The following is a 14,655-nucleotide window of genomic DNA, read 5'->3' as shown; positions in this document are numbered from 1 at the left end:
CGAAGACGGCATTCCAGGCCAGGCAATTGTTGTGGATGTACCGCCCTCTTCGCGGACAAGTCCGCTCCCACAAGTCCGCTTTCACAGATTTCACCGCTTTGGCGGATGCTCCTGCTCCATTCGCTCCAGCAGTCGGTCTTTCTCTTCCCACAGCGTATTGATCCACATCTGGAAAGCCAGGCGGTATTCCTGATCCTGGTCGTAGCTCTTGCCGACGAACTCCGGCGGGATGCGGATCTCTTCGAAGTGCGCGACTACTTCCCGGACATTGCCGCACAGCAGGTCCCAAAAGCCCGGGCGGCCGCCTGGGTAGTACAGGGTCACATTGATGATCGATTCGAGCTGGTCGCCCATCGCATCCAGCACGAAAGCAATGCCGCCGGCCTTGGGTTTGAGCAGGTGGCGGAACGGTGAATTCTGCGCGGCGTGCTTGCCCGGCGTGAATCGCGTGCCTTCGGCAAAGTTGAAAATCCCTACCGGGTTATGCCGGAAGCGCGCGCAGGTGCGGCGGGTGGTTTCCAGATCCTTGCCTTTCTTTTCCGGGTGTCTGGCCAGGTACGCCTTGGAATAGCGCTTCATGAACGGAAAACCCAGCGCCCACCACGCCAGGCCGATGACCGGTACCCAGATCAGCTCCTGCTTGAGGAAGAACTTCAGCGGCCTGATTCGACGGTTGAGCAGGTACTGCAGGACCATGATGTCGACCCAGCTCTGGTGATTGCTGGTCACCAGATACGAATGACGATAATCCAGCCCTTCCAGCCCGGACAAATGCCAGCGGGTGTGGCCGAGCAGGCGTATCCACGCGTTGTTGTTAGCAATCCAGGTTTCATGGATGTGGCTCATCAGCCAGTCGGTGAAACGCTGAGCGGCCTTGAACGGCAGGCAGACCTTGAAGATCGTGACCACGAACAACACCGAACAGCACACCACGGTGTTGAGCGCCAACAGCAGCGAGGCGATGACGCCGCGCAATGGGGCAGGCAGGAAATCCATGAAGGATCAGACTCCGAAAAAATAGGGGACGTCGCAGGTTCTGTCTGCGGCGCCCTGAATGTCTATCAGGAAAGTGTGTCGGCCTGAATGGCCGTCAGTGCGATGGTATAAACGATGTCATCTACCTGAGCACCGCGGGGCAAATCGTTGACCGGTTTGCGCAGCCCTTGCAGCATCGGCCCCAGACTCACGCAGTCGGCGCTGCGTTGCACCGCCTTGTACGTGGTGTTGCCGGTGTTGAGGTCCGGAAACACGAACACATTGGCACGACCCGCTACCTGACTGTCCGGCGCCAGTTGCCGCGCGACGTTTTCGTTGGCGGCGGCATCATACTGGAGCGGTCCGTCGATCAGAAGGTCGCGCCTTGTCTCACGCGCCAGCAGGGTTGCCTCGCGGACTTTATCCACTTCCTCACCGCTGGCCGAATCGCCGCTCGAATGGCTGATCATCGCCACCCGCGGCGCGATCCCGAAGGCCACCGCGGAACTGGCACTTTGCAGAGCGATTTCAGCAAGCTCGCTGGCGCTGGGGTGCGGGTTCATGATGCAGTCGCCATAAACCAGCACCTGCTCGGGAAACAGCATGAAGAACACCGAGGACACCAGCGTGCAGCCCGGCGCGGTCTTGATCAGTTGCAGGGCGGGGCGGATGGTGTTGGCGGTCGAATGCACGACGCCTGACACCAGCCCGTCGACTTCATCCAGCGCCAGCATCACGGTGCCGATCACCACCGGGTCCTCCAGTTGCTGCTCGGCCATCGGCTCGTTCAGCCCTTTGCTGCGGCGCAGTTCGACCATGGGCGCAACATAGCGCTCGCGGATCAGATCCGGGTCGAGAATCTCAAGCCCTTGCGGCAGTTCGATGCCCTGCGCCTTGGCCACTGCATGGACGTCTTCGGGTCTGGCCAGCAGCACGCAGCGTGCGATTCCGCGCGCCTGGCAGATGGCCGCGGCCTGGATCACCAGCGGCTCGCTGCCTTCCGGCAACACAATGCGTTTGTCCGCGGCCTGGGCGCGCTGAATCAGTTGATAACGGAATACCGCAGGCGACAGGCGCAGCTCGCGCGGCGTGCCGCAGCGTTGATGCAGCCAGGCGGCGTCCAGATGACCGGCGACGAAATCGGTGATGATTTCAGCGCGCTCGCGGTCGTCGATGGGGATTTCCTTGTTCAGCTGGTTGAGCTGATTGGCCGTGTCGTACGAGCCGGTGCTGACCGACAGAACCGGCAAGCCGGCCTGCAACGCGCCGCGACACAGCTCCATGATCCGCGGGTCCGGCACAGTGTCGCTGGTTAGTAGCAGGCCAGCGAGTGGCACGCCGTTCATCGCCGCAAGGCTGACCGCCAGAATGATGTCGTCGCGGTCACCCGGCGTCACGACCAGCACGCCGGGTTTGAGCAGCGGAACGGTGTTAAGCACGGTCCGCGCGCAGATGATGATCCGCGACATGCGGCGCTGGTCGTAATCGCCGGCATTGAGCACCTGCGCGCCCAGCAGCTCGGCAACGTCCCGCGTGCGTGGTGCGTTCAGGTCGGCCTGGAACGGGATGCAGCCCAGCAGCCGGAAATCACCGCTGCGCAGCAAGGGAGAATGTTCCTTAAGCCGGGTGGCGAAGTCCTCCATGCTTTCCTCGGTGCGCACCTTGTTGAGAATTACGCCCAGCACCTTGGGGTCTTTCGGGCCGCCGAACAGCTGCGCCTGCAACTCCACCCGGCCGGAGAGTTCGGTCAGCACTTCGTTTTCCGGCGCGGACACCAGAATGACCTCGGCATCGAGGCTCTTGGCAATATGCAGATTGACCCGTGCCGCATAGCTGGCATTGCGGGTCGGAACCATGCCCTCGACGATCAGCACGTCCTTGCCGACCGAGGCCTCTTGATACAGCGTGATGATTTCTTCGAGCAGCTCATCCAACTGGCCATCACCGAGCATGCGCTCGACATGCGCCAGCCCCAGCGGTCTGGGCGGCTTGAGGCCATGGGTGCGAGCGATCAGCTCGGTCGAACGCTCAGGGCCGAGATCGCCGGGGTGCGGCTGTGCGATAGGCTTGAAGAAACCGACCTTCAGGCCTGCGCGTTCCAGGGTGCGCACCAGGCCCAGGCTGATAGAGGTCAACCCCACGCCGAAATCGGTCGGGGCAATGAAAAACGTCTGCATACGGGCTTCTCGATTGAGCAGTGCAAGGGTCGTCCCGATAATGGACAGCGGCACGACCGGAAAAATGCCGGGAGCCGTCTAACGCGGCGCCTCGTCGACAAGACTATCTTTATCCGCCGCGTTAGCACACCAGCCGCAGTGAAACGGTTGACCTGTTTTCTGCTGCCGCTGGCGCGGGTCCAGTACCCAGGCGCGCGATTGCCAGGGCGGCTGGTGGCGCAGATGCTGAGTATGCCCGCAGGACAGCACCGCGACCCAGTGGCCGTCCTCGTCCTGCCTGAAATCGATCAGTGTCGAATTTTCCATGTAAGCCGCCTGCCAGCCCGTCTGTCAGAGTTGCGTTCGCTTTCGGGCGATTGCTTGGTTAAACTTGGCCCTTTCTTGAATCCAAAGCAAAGGTCCTGTTCCCATGCCGATTGCCGCCAATAAGGCTGTCTCCATTGACTATACCCTGACCAATGACGCTGGTGAGGTCATCGACAGCTCTGCCGGCGGCGCGCCGCTGGTGTATCTGCAAGGTGCCGGTAACATCATTCCGGGTCTTGAAAAAGCGCTGGACGGCAAGGATGTCGGTGACGAGCTTAAAGTGTCCATCGAGCCGGAAGACGCCTACGGCGAATACTCCGCCGAGCTGGTCAGCACCCTGAGCCGCAGCATGTTCGAAGGTGTCGATGAGCTTGAAGTCGGCATGCAGTTCCACGCCTCCGGCCCGGACGGCAGCATGCAGATCGTGACCATCCGTGACCTGGACGGCGACGACGTGACCGTCGACGGCAATCACCCGCTGGCAGGCCAGCGCCTGAACTTCGAAGTGAAGGTCGTGAACATTCGCGACGCCAGCGCCGAAGAAATGGCCCACGGCCATATCCACGGCGAAGGTGGTCATCACCACTGATTGTCCTGCTAAGCTCAGGTCACTGACACAGGCGCCCTGGCTGTCCTGCGATGACGAAGTTCGTTACGCGGACCGCCACGGCGCCTTTTTTCAGGTTCTGGCTTCGGGATTTGGGCTTCAAGGGGGTGTTTCATGAGTGCTTTTCACGACATCACGCTGAAGGCTCTGGATGGGCAGGCATTGCCGCTGGCGCCTTTCAAGAACAAAGTGGTCCTGGTGGTGAACGTCGCGTCCAAGTGCGGGCTGACGCCGCAGTACGCAGCGCTTGAAAACCTTCACGAACAATACAAGAGTAGAGACTTCAGCGTGTTGGGGCTGCCTTGCAATCAATTTGCCGGGCAAGAGCCCGGAACCGAGGACGAGATTCAGTCGTTCTGTCAGCTCAACTACGGCGTGACCTTCCCGCTGGGCGAAAAGCTCGACGTCAACGGCGCGCATCGTCATCCGCTGTATCGCCTGCTGGCCGGCGAAGGCGCTGAGTTTCCCGGCGACATTACCTGGAATTTCGAAAAATTCCTGGTGGGCAGAAACGGCGCGGTCATCGCACGCTTCTCGCCACGCACGGCGCCGGACGATCCCGCAGTCATCCAGGCCATCGAAAAGGCTCTTGCCCACCCGTGACCTGATTCGCCGGGCCAGGCGAAGCTGGCCCGGTGCCTTACCTACAGGCTTTTACAACTCGATCAACCGGATCAATAGTACTGGGCTGCCTGTCACGTCCGGCCCTATGCTGCGCGCTCGACCACCATTCCATTGGAGGAGTTACGCATGCCGGTCAAAGCCTTGTTCCAACCCTTTCAACTCGGCGGCCTGTCGCTGACCTCGCGTGTGGTCATGGCGCCGATGACCCGCTCCTTTTCGCCGGGGCATGTGCCGAACGCCCAGGTGGTCGAGTATTACCGTCGTCGTGCGGCCGCAGGCGTCGGGCTGATAGTCACCGAAGGGACCACGGTCAACCACAAGGCTTCCAATGGCTACCCCAATGTGCCGCAGTTCTTCGGCGAGGCCGCGCTGGCGGGCTGGAAAAATGTGGTCGAAGCGGTCCATGGCGAGGGCGGCAAGATCGTTCCGCAGCTCTGGCATGTGGGCGCGGTTCGTCGTCTGGGCACCGAACCGGACGGCAGTGTGCCGGCCTACGGCCCGAGCGAAAAAATCAAGGACGGGCAAGTGCTGGTCCATGGCATGAGCCAGGCGGACATCAAGGAAGTGATTGCGGCATTCGCCCAGGCCGCGACGGATGCAAAAGCCATCGGTATGGACGGCGTTGAGATACACGGCGCGCACGGCTATCTCATCGACCAGTTTTTCTGGGAGGGCAGCAACCGCCGAACCGACGAGTATGGTGGCAGCCTCGCCAACCGCTCGCGCTTCGCCATCGAGCTGATTGAAGCGGTACGTGCCGCGGTCGGTCCGGACTATCCGATCATCTTCCGCTTTTCGCAATGGAAGCAGCAGGACTACAGCGCGCGTCTGGTCGAAACGCCACAAGCGCTTGCCGGGTTTCTGCAGCCGTTGGCCGCCGCGGGTGTGGATATCTTTCACTGCTCCACACGACGGTTCTGGGAAGCGGAGTTCGAAGGCTCGTCGCTGAACCTCGCGGGCTGGACTCGCAAGCTGACCGGCAAGCCGACCATTACCGTGGGCAGCGTCGGCCTTGACGATGAGTTTCTGCAATTCATGGTCAAGACCGACAAGGTTGCCCAGCCGGCCAGCCTTGAAAAGCTGCTTGAGCGGCTGAACAACGAAGAGTTTGACCTGGTAGCGGTTGGTCGTGCCTTGCTCGTCGATCCCGATTGGGCGATCAAGGTCCGTGACGGCCGCGAGCAGGATATCCTGCCATTCAGTCGAGAGGCGCTGACGACTCTGGTCTGATCATCGGTGCGCTGCGCAAAGGCGCCGCGCTGGTGACTTCCTGCGCCGGGCAGGCACTCAACAGTTGCTGCTCGAACTGTTCGATGATCGCCTGCCAGCCCTGGCGACTGGCGTGCTGGCGGGCGTTGAGTCTTACCCGGCGCAGCGTCTCGCTGTCTTCGAGCAGCCAGCGGGCGGCGTCGATGAACGCATCTTCATCGCCCGGCATCGCCAATGCGCCGTTGTGGCCGTGGCGGATGTGTTGCCCGGCTGCGGCTTCGTCGTACGCCACCACGCCAAGACCCGAGGCCAGCGCTTCCAGAACCACATTGCCGAACGTTTCGGTCAGGCTGGGGAATAGAAACATGTCGCCCGACGCATAGTGCGTGGCCAGTTCTTCGCCTCGCTGAGTGCCGCAGAAGATTGCGTCGGGCAACTGTTGTTGCAGTGCGGCGCGTTGCGGACCGTCGCCGACGATGATCAGCTTGAGGTTGCGCTGCGGATATTCGACCTGCAGTGCCCGGAAACAGCTCTGAAGCAGCCCGAGGTTCTTTTCCGGTGCCAGCCGCCCGACGTGGATCACGGCGGTATCGTCGGTTTGCAGGCTCCAGCTTTCACGCAGTGACTGCGAGCGCCTGGCCGGGTGGAACAGCTGGCTGTCGACGCCGCGCGACAGCAGCTCAATTCGCTCGAAACCCCGGCGCTCCAGTTCGATCTTCTGACTGATGCTGGGCACCAGCGTGACCCTGGACCGGTTATGGAACCAGCGCAGGTAATTGGTCACCAGCCGCGTGATGAAACCCATTCCATATTGATGGGTGTACTGCGGGAAGTTGGTATGAAAACCGCTCACCACCGCAATCCCCAACCGCCTCGCCGCGCGCAATGCGGAGAGTCCGAGCGGGCCTTCGGTCGCGATGTACAGCACATCCGGACGCCGCCGCTGCCAGCGCCGCAGCAGCTTGTGCATCGATGACTGCCCCCATTGCAATCCCGGATATCCCGGAATCGGCCAGCCCCGGCACAACAGCAAATCCTCAGCCGCACCGGCCCGCGCCTCGCGATTCTGACGAGGCCGCACCAGCTCGACCCGATGCCCGCGCAGACGCAACCCGTCACACAGCCGCCCCAACGTATTGGCGACGCCATTGATCTCGGGGGAAAACGTTTCAGTGATCAGCGTGACATGGAGAAATTTGCTCATGACACCAGTCTCCACCGGTTGCGTGTCTGCCATGTGGCAACGGGGTGATGGATTTGTGACGGCCATCTGGCAAAGCCATGGTGGCGGGTTTGAAGTTGCCCCGGTCAGATTCAGTCGAGGCAACCAGTTCGGCGAGTCCGGTTCTACAGTTACCTTCCGCTAACCGCGTTCTGCGTCAAAACCCGGTTCGCGGCGCCTTTCTGCGGCTCCAGCGCAGCGGCCTGAGGTTTGAACGTTTCGTGTTCAACCGCAGACCGGCGTTGTTCAATCGGCATGTTCTGCATGAAGAAGACCGAGCGGGTGGGAGCCAGAGGGGTCAGGGTCGCGGGGGCGGGGACGAGGGGAGTGCTGCTTGCAGGCTTGACGGCATTCTTGAAGATCTGCGAGAACGGGCCGTCGTTCGCAGCGGTGTTGGCAGCTCTGGCACGGCTCCAGGTGTCTGGGTGGCTAACGGCGGTTTTAGCGTTGATTTCCATAATTGCATTGCTCCTGTGGTTTTTGACAGAAGAGCAAATACGGTGCCGATTGTTTATTGAACTGTGCCGTCCTACACGTTTTATTCGAGAAAACCGGAATGAAATAATTTGGTCCCACAACTTTTATTCTTACATAACCTATCAGTAGCGATCCCGGCAACTTATAGCCAGTGGCGGCAATAATTTGCCGTTGCCGGTTATCTACTGGAAGAGCTGTGATGTAGGCTTATTCGGTATCGCCTGAAGGATTTTCCTTATTTTTATTGTAGTTTTAAATTCATTTTATTGAACGGGTATGATCTCCGGTTTCAAGGAGATTAGTCATGGCTGATTCGATGTACGCGCCCCCGCGCTCCAATCTGGAGCCTGAACTTTTCGTTGAGCGCGTGGAGTTTTATAGAGTTTCGATGCGTAAATTCGTCATGCTTTATGTGGCCACTTTCGGCTGGTATAGCCTGTACTGGTTTTACCGTCATTGGTCAGAACACAGGCGATTTTCAGGCACTTCAGTCTTGCCGGTCATTCGCGCCATCTTTCCCTTTATTTTTGCATTCCCGCTATTTCGCAAGGTGGATCAGAGCCTAAGGCGGCAGGGACTCGGCGCCATGCGATCCTGGCTGGTCAGCGCCGGAGTTTTGCTGGTGCTGAGCCTTGCGTCTGTGCTGATGTTTCTGGCCAGTGGAAATACGCGGATCGAGGACAGGGCCGCGTGGTTCGGGCTGTCCGTGGCGTTGCTGACCGCCCAGATCCTTAACCTCTCTATCGTGCAACGCAAGATGAACGTCGCGGCGCTGGATCCCGGCGGAGCGAGCAACTCCACCTTCACCGGTGCGAACTGGGCCTGGATCGTGTTTGGCAGCCTGTTCTGGACGCTTAACCTGGCAGTCGTCCTGTTGCCCGGGATCTGAATGATCGAAAGGGTGAGGCGCAATCGGCCGGGCCGCAATTCGTTTGCGTCCCGGCACGCCGGCCACGTTAAACCGAAGCCCTGTGCGTCAGTAGCGCTTCTTCCCCGCGTTCCCGGACCCAGAACAGCGTCGCACCGGCCACCGCCGCTGGCATCATCAGCAGGTTTACGCCTGGAATCAGCAGCGCCGCGTAGACCACGCCGCCGAAGCTCAGGCTCCGCAGGCGTTTGCTTTTGAGCCAGGCGAGCATCTCGTTCCAGCCCAGCTTGTGGTTGTCGGCGGGGTAATCAATGTACTGGATCGCCATCATCCATATACCGAAGAGCAGCCACAGCGGTGCGGCGATCAGATTGACCACTGGAATGAAGGACAGGATAAACAGCCCCAGCATGCGCGGCAGCATATAGCCGAGCTTGCGTGCTTCGCGCGCCAGGGTTCGTGGGACCATCGCGGCCAGTTCAGCCCAGCTGAACGCTGGCGACAGGTCCACGCCGCGCACCACCGCTTCGACCTTTTCGGACAGGAAACCATTGAACGGGGCCGCGATGATATTGGCGATCATGGTGAAACTGAAAAACACCATCAGCAGAACCAGCGCCACGAACAGCGGCCACAGGATGTAGCTCAGAAAACTCAGCCAGTCGGGCAAGGTTGGCATGAAGGTGTCGACCCACATGTCAAACTGATGGATCGCCAGGTAGATCAGACCCGAGAACAACACCAGATTGATGCTCAACGGCAGCAGGACAAACAGCCGCAGGCCGGGGCTCAAGACCAGTTTCAGGCCTTGGCTGAGGTATTGAGGGCCGGTAAGAGCGGGCGCGGGCATGGCAGCCTCCGAAGCGTGGAAACGCCCGACCTTACCGACTTTGCGATGCGCGCGATAGAGCCATCGGAAGCGGTCGAGTACTGCTGGCGAGTCTCCGTCACGAGACACGCGCAACCCTTTGTTGGCACACGATTATGAATAGAGACGTCCTATAAGGTGGATTGTGAAACGATATTTCCTTAACCTTTCCTACCTCGATAGGCTTGGCAGCAATTTCCGGACCTGTCTCATTAACTTTCGCGATGGTCGATGCACAGGGCGTCGCCGATAGCCCGGACTTGCGGCTCACAGATTCGCAATGTCCGGTGCCCGTAACAGGTCACAGCGGTTCGCGTGTCCGACTACGGCCAGGCCACCGCGTCAGAACTTTCGGATTGCCGAGCTGCACCGCGCTTCCCCAAGCGCATCGGCAATCCTTTTTATTCAGCCCGGCGTTAACGGCCGGCCATAGGAGCGTGTCATGTCCGACGTACGTCATTCCCGAGTGATCATTCTCGGCTCCGGTCCTGCCGGTTACAGCGCAGCGGTCTATGCCGCCCGCGCCAACCTCAAGCCTCTGCTGATCACCGGCATGCAGGCTGGCGGTCAGTTGACCACCACCACCGAGGTCGATAACTGGCCAGGCGATCCACATGGCCTGACCGGCCCGGCGTTGATGGAACGTATGCGCGAACACGCTGAACGTTTTGAAACCGAGATCGTGTTTGACCACATCAACTCCGTGGATCTGGCCGGCAAACCTTTCAGCCTGCAGGGCGACAGCGCCACCTACACCTGCGATGCACTGATCATTGCGACCGGCGCCAGCGCACGTTACCTGGGCCTGCCATCCGAAGAAGCGTTCATGGGCAAGGGCGTTTCCGCTTGCGCGACCTGTGACGGTTTCTTCTATCGCAACCGTGAAGTAGCCGTGGTTGGCGGTGGTAATACCGCGGTTGAAGAAGCGCTGTATCTGGCCAACATCGCCAGCAAAGTGACCCTGGTCCATCGCCGCGAGACATTCCGCGCCGAGAAGATTCTGATCGACAAGCTGCACGCCCGTGTTGCCGAAGGCAAGATCGAGCTCAAGCTGAATGCGACTCTGGACGAAGTGCTGGGCGATAACATGGGTGTTACCGGTGCGCGCCTGAAGAACAATGACGGCACCACTGACGAGTTGAAAGTCGACGGCGTGTTCATCGCCATCGGCCACACCCCGAACACTTCGCTGTTCGAAGGCCAGCTGGCGCTGAAAGACGGCTACATGGTCGTTCAGGGCGGTCGTGAAGGTAATGCGACGGCGACCAGCGTCGAAGGTGTTTTTGCCGCAGGCGACGTGGCTGACCACGTCTACCGTCAGGCAATCACCTCGGCCGGCGCAGGCTGCATGGCTGCACTGGACGTCGAGCGTTATCTGGATGGTCTGGCAGAAGTCTCTTTCTGACAGCAACCATCAAGCATAAAAAAACCGGCCTCAGGGCCGGTTTTTTTATTGCCGCAAAACTGCTGTGCGACAGCAGAGTTGTGGGAGCGGACTTGTCCGCGAAAGGGCCGGTGCAGTCGCCGTTTTTTTCGTCGATGCCAACTACTTCGCGGACAAGTCCGCTCCCACGGGCGTGTATCAGGCCTTGCGCTTGAGCGCTTCGCCCTGGAATTTCACGCCGGCCAGGCCATTGGCGATGAGGGCGCGGATGTTGCCGTGGTCGCTGCCTTCGGGTGTTGCCAGCATGGAACGGTAGTGTTCGCCGAACGCAAGCAGCGCTTCTTCATCACTCAGGCCTTCGAGCAGTGCCAGGCTCAAGGTTTTGCACGAACCTTCGTTCTGGCCGGCGGCGTTTTCCACATCACCATTGGTGAACGCCTGAGGCTGGTAGTCGTAGCCTTGGGCGATGAACGCCAGGGTATCGGCAAAGGCGTGTTGACCGTTGCGCAAGCTGGCGCGCAGGGTGTTCAGGTCAGTCATGCTTGGGTTCCTTGGCAAACGCAGCCTGCTGCTCGGCGCTGGCTTCTTTCTGGTAAAGGGCTTTCCACTCGCCGTACGGCATGCCGTAGACGACTTCGCGGGCGTCATCAAGGCTGACGTCGATGTTCTTTTCATCGGCCGCTGCCTTGTACCATTTGGACAGGCAATTGCGGCAGAAGCCGGAGAGGTTCATCAGATCGATGTTCTGGACGTCCTTGCGGCTGTCCAGATGCGCGACCAGTCGGCGAAAGGCGGCGGCTTCGAGTTGGAGGCGTTCTTGCTCGGTCATGAGAGGCTCTGTTCAGGCGGTTGATGGCGCAATGATAAGAGGTTCAGCGCTGACCAGCGAGCGTGATCGACACCGATTCGGCAAAACGCAGCGCGTGGGGCTTGTCTACTTCCACCTCGGCATAGCTCACTGCCTGATGGCTCATCACCAGATCCAGCACTTCCTGGGTCAGGCGTTCCAGCAAGGCAAAGCGGTTGCCTTCCACGTGCTGGATGATCGCCTTGGTGATGGTGCGGTAGTTGAGCGCATGCTCAATGTCGTTATCGCGCACCGCGTCCTGCGCGGCATACAGGATGGTCAGGTTGATCAGCACATCCTGCTTGTTGAGAATCTCGTCCTCGTTGATACCAATGAAGGTGCGCAGGCGCAGATCCTTGACCCGTATCCGCGCCGTTCCTGGTTCAAGTCTTGCCATTACTGTTTGCTCCGTCGGATCAGTTGCAGGTATTCGCTATTTGACGTGGCGGCCGCCGTTCACGGTCAGGGTAGTGCCGGTCACATAAGGGCTGTCGAGCAGGTAACGCAGGCTCTGGTAGATCACTTCAGGACCCGGCTCGATGCCCAGCGCCGACTTGGCCAGCGCGCGGGCCCGGTAAGCCTCGTCGTCCTGAGGCTGAAACATCAGGAGCGCCGGAGCGATGCCGTTGACCTTGATGTGCGGGGCCAGGCGCGCGGCGAACGACAGCGTCAGGTTGTCGAGGCCGGCCTTGCTGGCGCAATAGGCAATATGCTTGCTGCTGCCCTTGCGCGTTACGTCGTCGCTGATATGCACGATGTCGGCGACTTCGCTGGCTTGCAGCAGCTGCTCACAGTGCAGGTTGATCAGGTAGGGCGCCAGCATGTGGACGCTGAGCATCCGGGTGAAGTTCTCGGCTTCCTCGCCCGGCGTTTCCGCCAGCCATTCCGAGGCATTGTGCACGATGGCGCGCAGGCTCACGGTGTGGTCCTTGAGCCGCGCGATGAAATCCAGAATTCCGGCCTGCGAGGAAAAGTCTGCCTGAATCCCCGTCGCACCGGCCTGCTCCAATGCCGCCACGCCGGGCCGGTCACTGCGGTAGCTGAAAATGACCGGGTGCCCGTCGGCGAGCAGCCGCTGTGCGCAGTGCAGACCGATACGCTGGCTGGCGCCGGTGATCAGAATGGGTGCTGAAGAAAAGGCCATCGGCTGCTCGTGAATCGGGTCGGCGCGGAGGCGGGCCTGGTCGGCAAGCCGGCCGCCAGGCCCAGAAATCCGCGTTGATTGAGCGCGAAGTTAAACCAACGGGTGTATTTGTACAACCGTAAGGCCGTAGGCAAAAGACCCGCACGCAGTCATCCGCCTGATACGGGGCCTGCCGGCATCAGCGTGACGACGCCGATTGGGCGCTGCGTGTCGGCGCGGCGGGCGAGCTGTGCAGCCACGAAGCCAGAAGGCGAGTGGACAGCGGGATGAACAGGTAGACCATCAACGGCGTCAGTACCAGCGTGCTCAGCATTACCCGTGGTATCAGCTCCAGATGGTTGAGCAACGGCCCGAGCAGGAAGTTGAAGATCAGCGATACCGGAAAGAAGGCCAGCCAGATTGCCACGGCCTGCTTCCAGCGCGGCGGGCGTTGATCTGCCGCGCCGAACCAGCCGTCTATGCCGCTCACCCGATGCTCGGAGGGCTGCGCGAATAGCCCGCTGCCGCGCACCAGCCAGGAGCGTCGTGACGCGGAATGCTCCCAGGTGTGCATCGTTTGCTCATCGGCGAAACGGAAAATGATCTGGAATTCATCGCCGCCTGGTGGCGGTGCCAACACACCTGAACCCAGATAGCCGGGGAAATCGGTTGCCAGCTGTTCGCCTTCTTGCAGCCAGGCCATCATTTCCTGGTAGCGACCGTGGGCGACACGGCGGGCCACCATCAAGGTGACGGGTGAGGTAGACATTGTGTATCTCCATTGGATGCGTGAACTTCCCGGGTAGGGAACTCACATGGCACGGCACCGGGGTGGTGGGCCGCGTCAGCTTCATACAAAAGCAAGCAAGGATTATTCCCCAATACAGACACCGGACATAGGACTTTGTCAGCCGCAGTTCGTCGACGTTATCTTTTGTGACCCTGTGCCATCGGGCAGTACAATGCGCGGACTCCCCAGAACGATGATCCGTCATGACTGAATTTGCCGAAGGCCCGGTCTCTGGCGCCGATCCGAAATCGGGCTTCAAGCAGCAAGAGCTTTTCCCGATCCGGGAAGTGGCGCGGATGACCGGCATCAATCCCGTCACTCTCAGAGCCTGGGAACGCCGTTACGGGCTGATCCAGCCGACCCGCACCGACAGCGGTCACCGTCTGTATTCACAGGCCGACATCGAAGCGGTGCGTAGCATCCTTGGCTGGATCGAGCGAGGCGTGGCGGTCAGCAAGGTTGGCAAGATTCTGGCTCGCACCGACATATCGCGCAGCCAGTCGGTCTGCGCGGACAGCATGGTCGCTCGCGAAGACTGGACGCAGTGGCAGACGCAGGTTCGTCGTGCGGTCAACGCATTTGACGAACGCCGTCTTGAGCAGCTCTATGGCCAGATATTTTCCAGCTACACGCTGACGGTAGTGTTCGAAGAAATCTTCATGCCTGTGTGGCGCGAGCTGCTGGTCAATCAGGACGAATTCGGCAGAACCAGCGAGTGGTTGTTCCTCGACACGTTCCTTCGCGCGCGGACTCTGCAACGTTTGCAGCTCGCCGCCGGCGCAAGTGTGGCGCCGGTCATGCTGGCCGGTCTTTCGGGGCAGTGCCGGGAGCTGGAGCTGTGGGTGGCCGGGCTGTTGATGGGCGGCCCTGACATCACGGTGCAAGTGCTGGCCGTCGGGCAGCCGCTGGAAGAACTGAGCCTGATCTGCGACAAGGTTCAGCCGGTGGCGCTGGTGCTGTACTCCAATGTCCCGCCCGCGCCTGATCTGCCGCGTCGACTTAACCGCCTGGCGCTGACGCTGGATTGTCCGGTGTTACTGGCTGGTGAGGCGTCGCATCTGGCGCAGGACATGCTCAACGGCTCGCCGATTGCCTGCCTGGGCAGCGAGGGACGCTCGATGCAACAATTGCTGCAGCAGTTCCTGGCGGGGCGGATGGATACCTGAAGGAAGTTCGGT

At 60.5% G+C, this 14,655-nt stretch carries 16 protein-coding genes and 1 pseudogene; 6 read left to right on the top strand and 11 right to left on the bottom strand.

All coding sequences use genetic code 11. From position 1 onward, the window contains the following. Positions 1-90 precede the first annotated feature (90 nt). From J3P77_RS18120 to J3P77_RS18110, 3 genes and pseudogenes are all read right to left on the bottom strand, one after another. Positions 91-996, bottom strand: coding sequence for an acyltransferase (locus J3P77_RS18120; RefSeq protein WP_434677956.1), 906 nt, complete (start codon positions 994-996; stop codon positions 91-93). 65 nt (positions 997-1,061) lie between these two features. Continuing rightward, positions 1,062-3,152, bottom strand: a complete 2,091-nt coding sequence (gene pta / locus J3P77_RS18115) for a phosphate acetyltransferase (protein ID WP_434677955.1) — start codon at positions 3,150-3,152, stop codon at positions 1,062-1,064. Between the two features lie 78 nt (positions 3,153-3,230). Continuing rightward, a pseudogene (locus J3P77_RS18110) lies at positions 3,231-3,548 on the bottom strand (DUF3565 domain-containing protein). Positions 3,549-3,561: 13 nt separating this feature from the next. Here J3P77_RS18110 and J3P77_RS18105 point away from each other — a divergent pair. From J3P77_RS18105 to J3P77_RS18095, 3 genes are all read left to right on the top strand, one after another. After that, positions 3,562-4,047, top strand: coding sequence for an FKBP-type peptidyl-prolyl cis-trans isomerase (locus J3P77_RS18105; protein WP_434677954.1), 486 nt, complete (start codon positions 3,562-3,564; stop codon positions 4,045-4,047). Between the two features lie 132 nt (positions 4,048-4,179). Continuing rightward, positions 4,180-4,668, top strand: a complete 489-nt coding sequence (locus J3P77_RS18100; protein WP_434677953.1) for a glutathione peroxidase — start codon at positions 4,180-4,182, stop codon at positions 4,666-4,668. A gap of 147 nt (positions 4,669-4,815) precedes the next feature. Then, positions 4,816-5,919 (top strand): NADH:flavin oxidoreductase, encoded by a 1,104-nt coding sequence (locus J3P77_RS18095; protein ID WP_434677952.1) that lies wholly within the window; start codon positions 4,816-4,818, stop codon positions 5,917-5,919. Here J3P77_RS18095 and J3P77_RS18090 read toward each other — a convergent pair. Then, positions 5,888-7,102: a glycosyltransferase family 4 protein gene (locus tag J3P77_RS18090; protein ID WP_434677951.1), complete on the bottom strand. Its 1,215-nt coding sequence runs from the start codon at positions 7,100-7,102 to the stop codon at positions 5,888-5,890. The two genes, J3P77_RS18095 and J3P77_RS18090, sit on opposite strands and share 32 nt — an antisense overlap. Before the next feature lie 149 nt (positions 7,103-7,251). Beyond that, positions 7,252-7,578, bottom strand: coding sequence for a hypothetical protein (locus J3P77_RS18085; RefSeq protein ID WP_434677950.1), 327 nt, complete (start codon positions 7,576-7,578; stop codon positions 7,252-7,254). 323 nt (positions 7,579-7,901) lie between these two features. On the opposite strand from J3P77_RS18085, the gene J3P77_RS18080 reads away from it, so the two are divergent. After that, positions 7,902-8,486 (top strand): hypothetical protein, encoded by a 585-nt coding sequence (locus J3P77_RS18080; protein WP_434677949.1) that lies wholly within the window; start codon positions 7,902-7,904, stop codon positions 8,484-8,486. Between the two features lie 67 nt (positions 8,487-8,553). Here the strand turns inward: J3P77_RS18080 and cysZ are convergent, their stop codons facing one another. Then, positions 8,554-9,315, bottom strand: coding sequence for a sulfate transporter CysZ (cysZ, locus tag J3P77_RS18075; protein WP_434677948.1), 762 nt, complete (start codon positions 9,313-9,315; stop codon positions 8,554-8,556). 460 nt (positions 9,316-9,775) lie between these two features. Here cysZ and trxB point away from each other — a divergent pair, with 460 nt between their 5' ends. Further along, positions 9,776-10,738: a thioredoxin-disulfide reductase gene (gene trxB / locus J3P77_RS18070; RefSeq protein ID WP_434677947.1), complete on the top strand. Its 963-nt coding sequence runs from the start codon at positions 9,776-9,778 to the stop codon at positions 10,736-10,738. 177 nt (positions 10,739-10,915) lie between these two features. Here the strand turns inward: trxB and J3P77_RS18065 are convergent, their stop codons facing one another. The 5 genes from J3P77_RS18065 to J3P77_RS18045 form a co-directional block, all read right to left on the bottom strand. Then, positions 10,916-11,257: a HopJ type III effector protein gene (locus tag J3P77_RS18065; protein ID WP_434677946.1), complete on the bottom strand. Its 342-nt coding sequence runs from the start codon at positions 11,255-11,257 to the stop codon at positions 10,916-10,918. After that, a complete protein-coding gene (locus J3P77_RS18060; RefSeq protein ID WP_434677945.1) occupies positions 11,250-11,546 on the bottom strand; it encodes a DUF1244 domain-containing protein in 297 nt (98 codons plus the stop codon). The genes J3P77_RS18065 and J3P77_RS18060 overlap by 8 nt, the downstream gene beginning before the upstream one ends. A gap of 43 nt (positions 11,547-11,589) precedes the next feature. Further along, positions 11,590-11,961, bottom strand: a complete 372-nt coding sequence (gene folX, locus J3P77_RS18055) for a dihydroneopterin triphosphate 2'-epimerase (protein ID WP_434677944.1) — start codon at positions 11,959-11,961, stop codon at positions 11,590-11,592. Positions 11,962-11,997: 36 nt separating this feature from the next. Beyond that, positions 11,998-12,708, bottom strand: coding sequence for a dihydromonapterin reductase (gene folM / locus J3P77_RS18050; protein ID WP_434677943.1), 711 nt, complete (start codon positions 12,706-12,708; stop codon positions 11,998-12,000). 178 nt (positions 12,709-12,886) lie between these two features. Beyond that, positions 12,887-13,456 (bottom strand): antibiotic biosynthesis monooxygenase, encoded by a 570-nt coding sequence (locus J3P77_RS18045; RefSeq protein ID WP_434677942.1) that lies wholly within the window; start codon positions 13,454-13,456, stop codon positions 12,887-12,889. Positions 13,457-13,680: 224 nt separating this feature from the next. Here J3P77_RS18045 and J3P77_RS18040 point away from each other — a divergent pair, with 224 nt between their 5' ends. Further along, positions 13,681-14,643, top strand: a complete 963-nt coding sequence (locus J3P77_RS18040) for a MerR family transcriptional regulator (protein WP_434677941.1) — start codon at positions 13,681-13,683, stop codon at positions 14,641-14,643. The last annotated feature ends 12 nt before the right edge of the window (positions 14,644-14,655 follow it).

Origin of the sequence: Pseudomonas sp. R1-18 (genome assembly GCF_051132095.1) — a bacterium.
Classification (GTDB): domain Bacteria; phylum Pseudomonadota; class Gammaproteobacteria; order Pseudomonadales; family Pseudomonadaceae; genus Aquipseudomonas.
The sequence above is the reverse complement of the archived record's forward strand: the minus strand, read 5'-3'. Positions and strand labels throughout refer to the sequence as shown.

Excerpts from the sequence above, each read along its gene's own strand:
- cysZ (WP_434677948.1), bottom strand. The coding sequence starts at position 9,315 with ATGCCCGCGCCCGCTCTTACCGGCCCTCAATACCTCAGCCAAGGCCTG.
- J3P77_RS18105 (WP_434677954.1), top strand. The coding sequence starts at position 3,562 with ATGCCGATTGCCGCCAATAAGGCTGTCTCCATTGACTATACCCTGACC.
- J3P77_RS18085 (WP_434677950.1), bottom strand. The coding sequence starts at position 7,578 with ATGGAAATCAACGCTAAAACCGCCGTTAGCCACCCAGACACCTGGAGC.
- J3P77_RS18065 (WP_434677946.1), bottom strand. The coding sequence starts at position 11,257 with ATGACTGACCTGAACACCCTGCGCGCCAGCTTGCGCAACGGTCAACAC.
- folM (WP_434677943.1), bottom strand. The coding sequence starts at position 12,708 with ATGGCCTTTTCTTCAGCACCCATTCTGATCACCGGCGCCAGCCAGCGT.
- J3P77_RS18045 (WP_434677942.1), bottom strand. The coding sequence starts at position 13,456 with ATGTCTACCTCACCCGTCACCTTGATGGTGGCCCGCCGTGTCGCCCAC.
- J3P77_RS18080 (WP_434677949.1), top strand. The coding sequence starts at position 7,902 with ATGGCTGATTCGATGTACGCGCCCCCGCGCTCCAATCTGGAGCCTGAA.
- J3P77_RS18100 (WP_434677953.1), top strand. The coding sequence starts at position 4,180 with ATGAGTGCTTTTCACGACATCACGCTGAAGGCTCTGGATGGGCAGGCA.
- J3P77_RS18040 (WP_434677941.1), top strand. The coding sequence starts at position 13,681 with ATGACTGAATTTGCCGAAGGCCCGGTCTCTGGCGCCGATCCGAAATCG.
- trxB (WP_434677947.1), top strand. The coding sequence starts at position 9,776 with ATGTCCGACGTACGTCATTCCCGAGTGATCATTCTCGGCTCCGGTCCT.
- J3P77_RS18090 (WP_434677951.1), bottom strand. The coding sequence starts at position 7,102 with ATGAGCAAATTTCTCCATGTCACGCTGATCACTGAAACGTTTTCCCCC.
- J3P77_RS18095 (WP_434677952.1), top strand. The coding sequence starts at position 4,816 with ATGCCGGTCAAAGCCTTGTTCCAACCCTTTCAACTCGGCGGCCTGTCG.
- folX (WP_434677944.1), bottom strand. The coding sequence starts at position 11,961 with ATGGCAAGACTTGAACCAGGAACGGCGCGGATACGGGTCAAGGATCTG.
- J3P77_RS18060 (WP_434677945.1), bottom strand. The coding sequence starts at position 11,546 with ATGACCGAGCAAGAACGCCTCCAACTCGAAGCCGCCGCCTTTCGCCGA.
- J3P77_RS18120 (WP_434677956.1), bottom strand. The coding sequence starts at position 996 with ATGGATTTCCTGCCTGCCCCATTGCGCGGCGTCATCGCCTCGCTGCTG.
- pta (WP_434677955.1), bottom strand. The coding sequence starts at position 3,152 with ATGCAGACGTTTTTCATTGCCCCGACCGATTTCGGCGTGGGGTTGACC.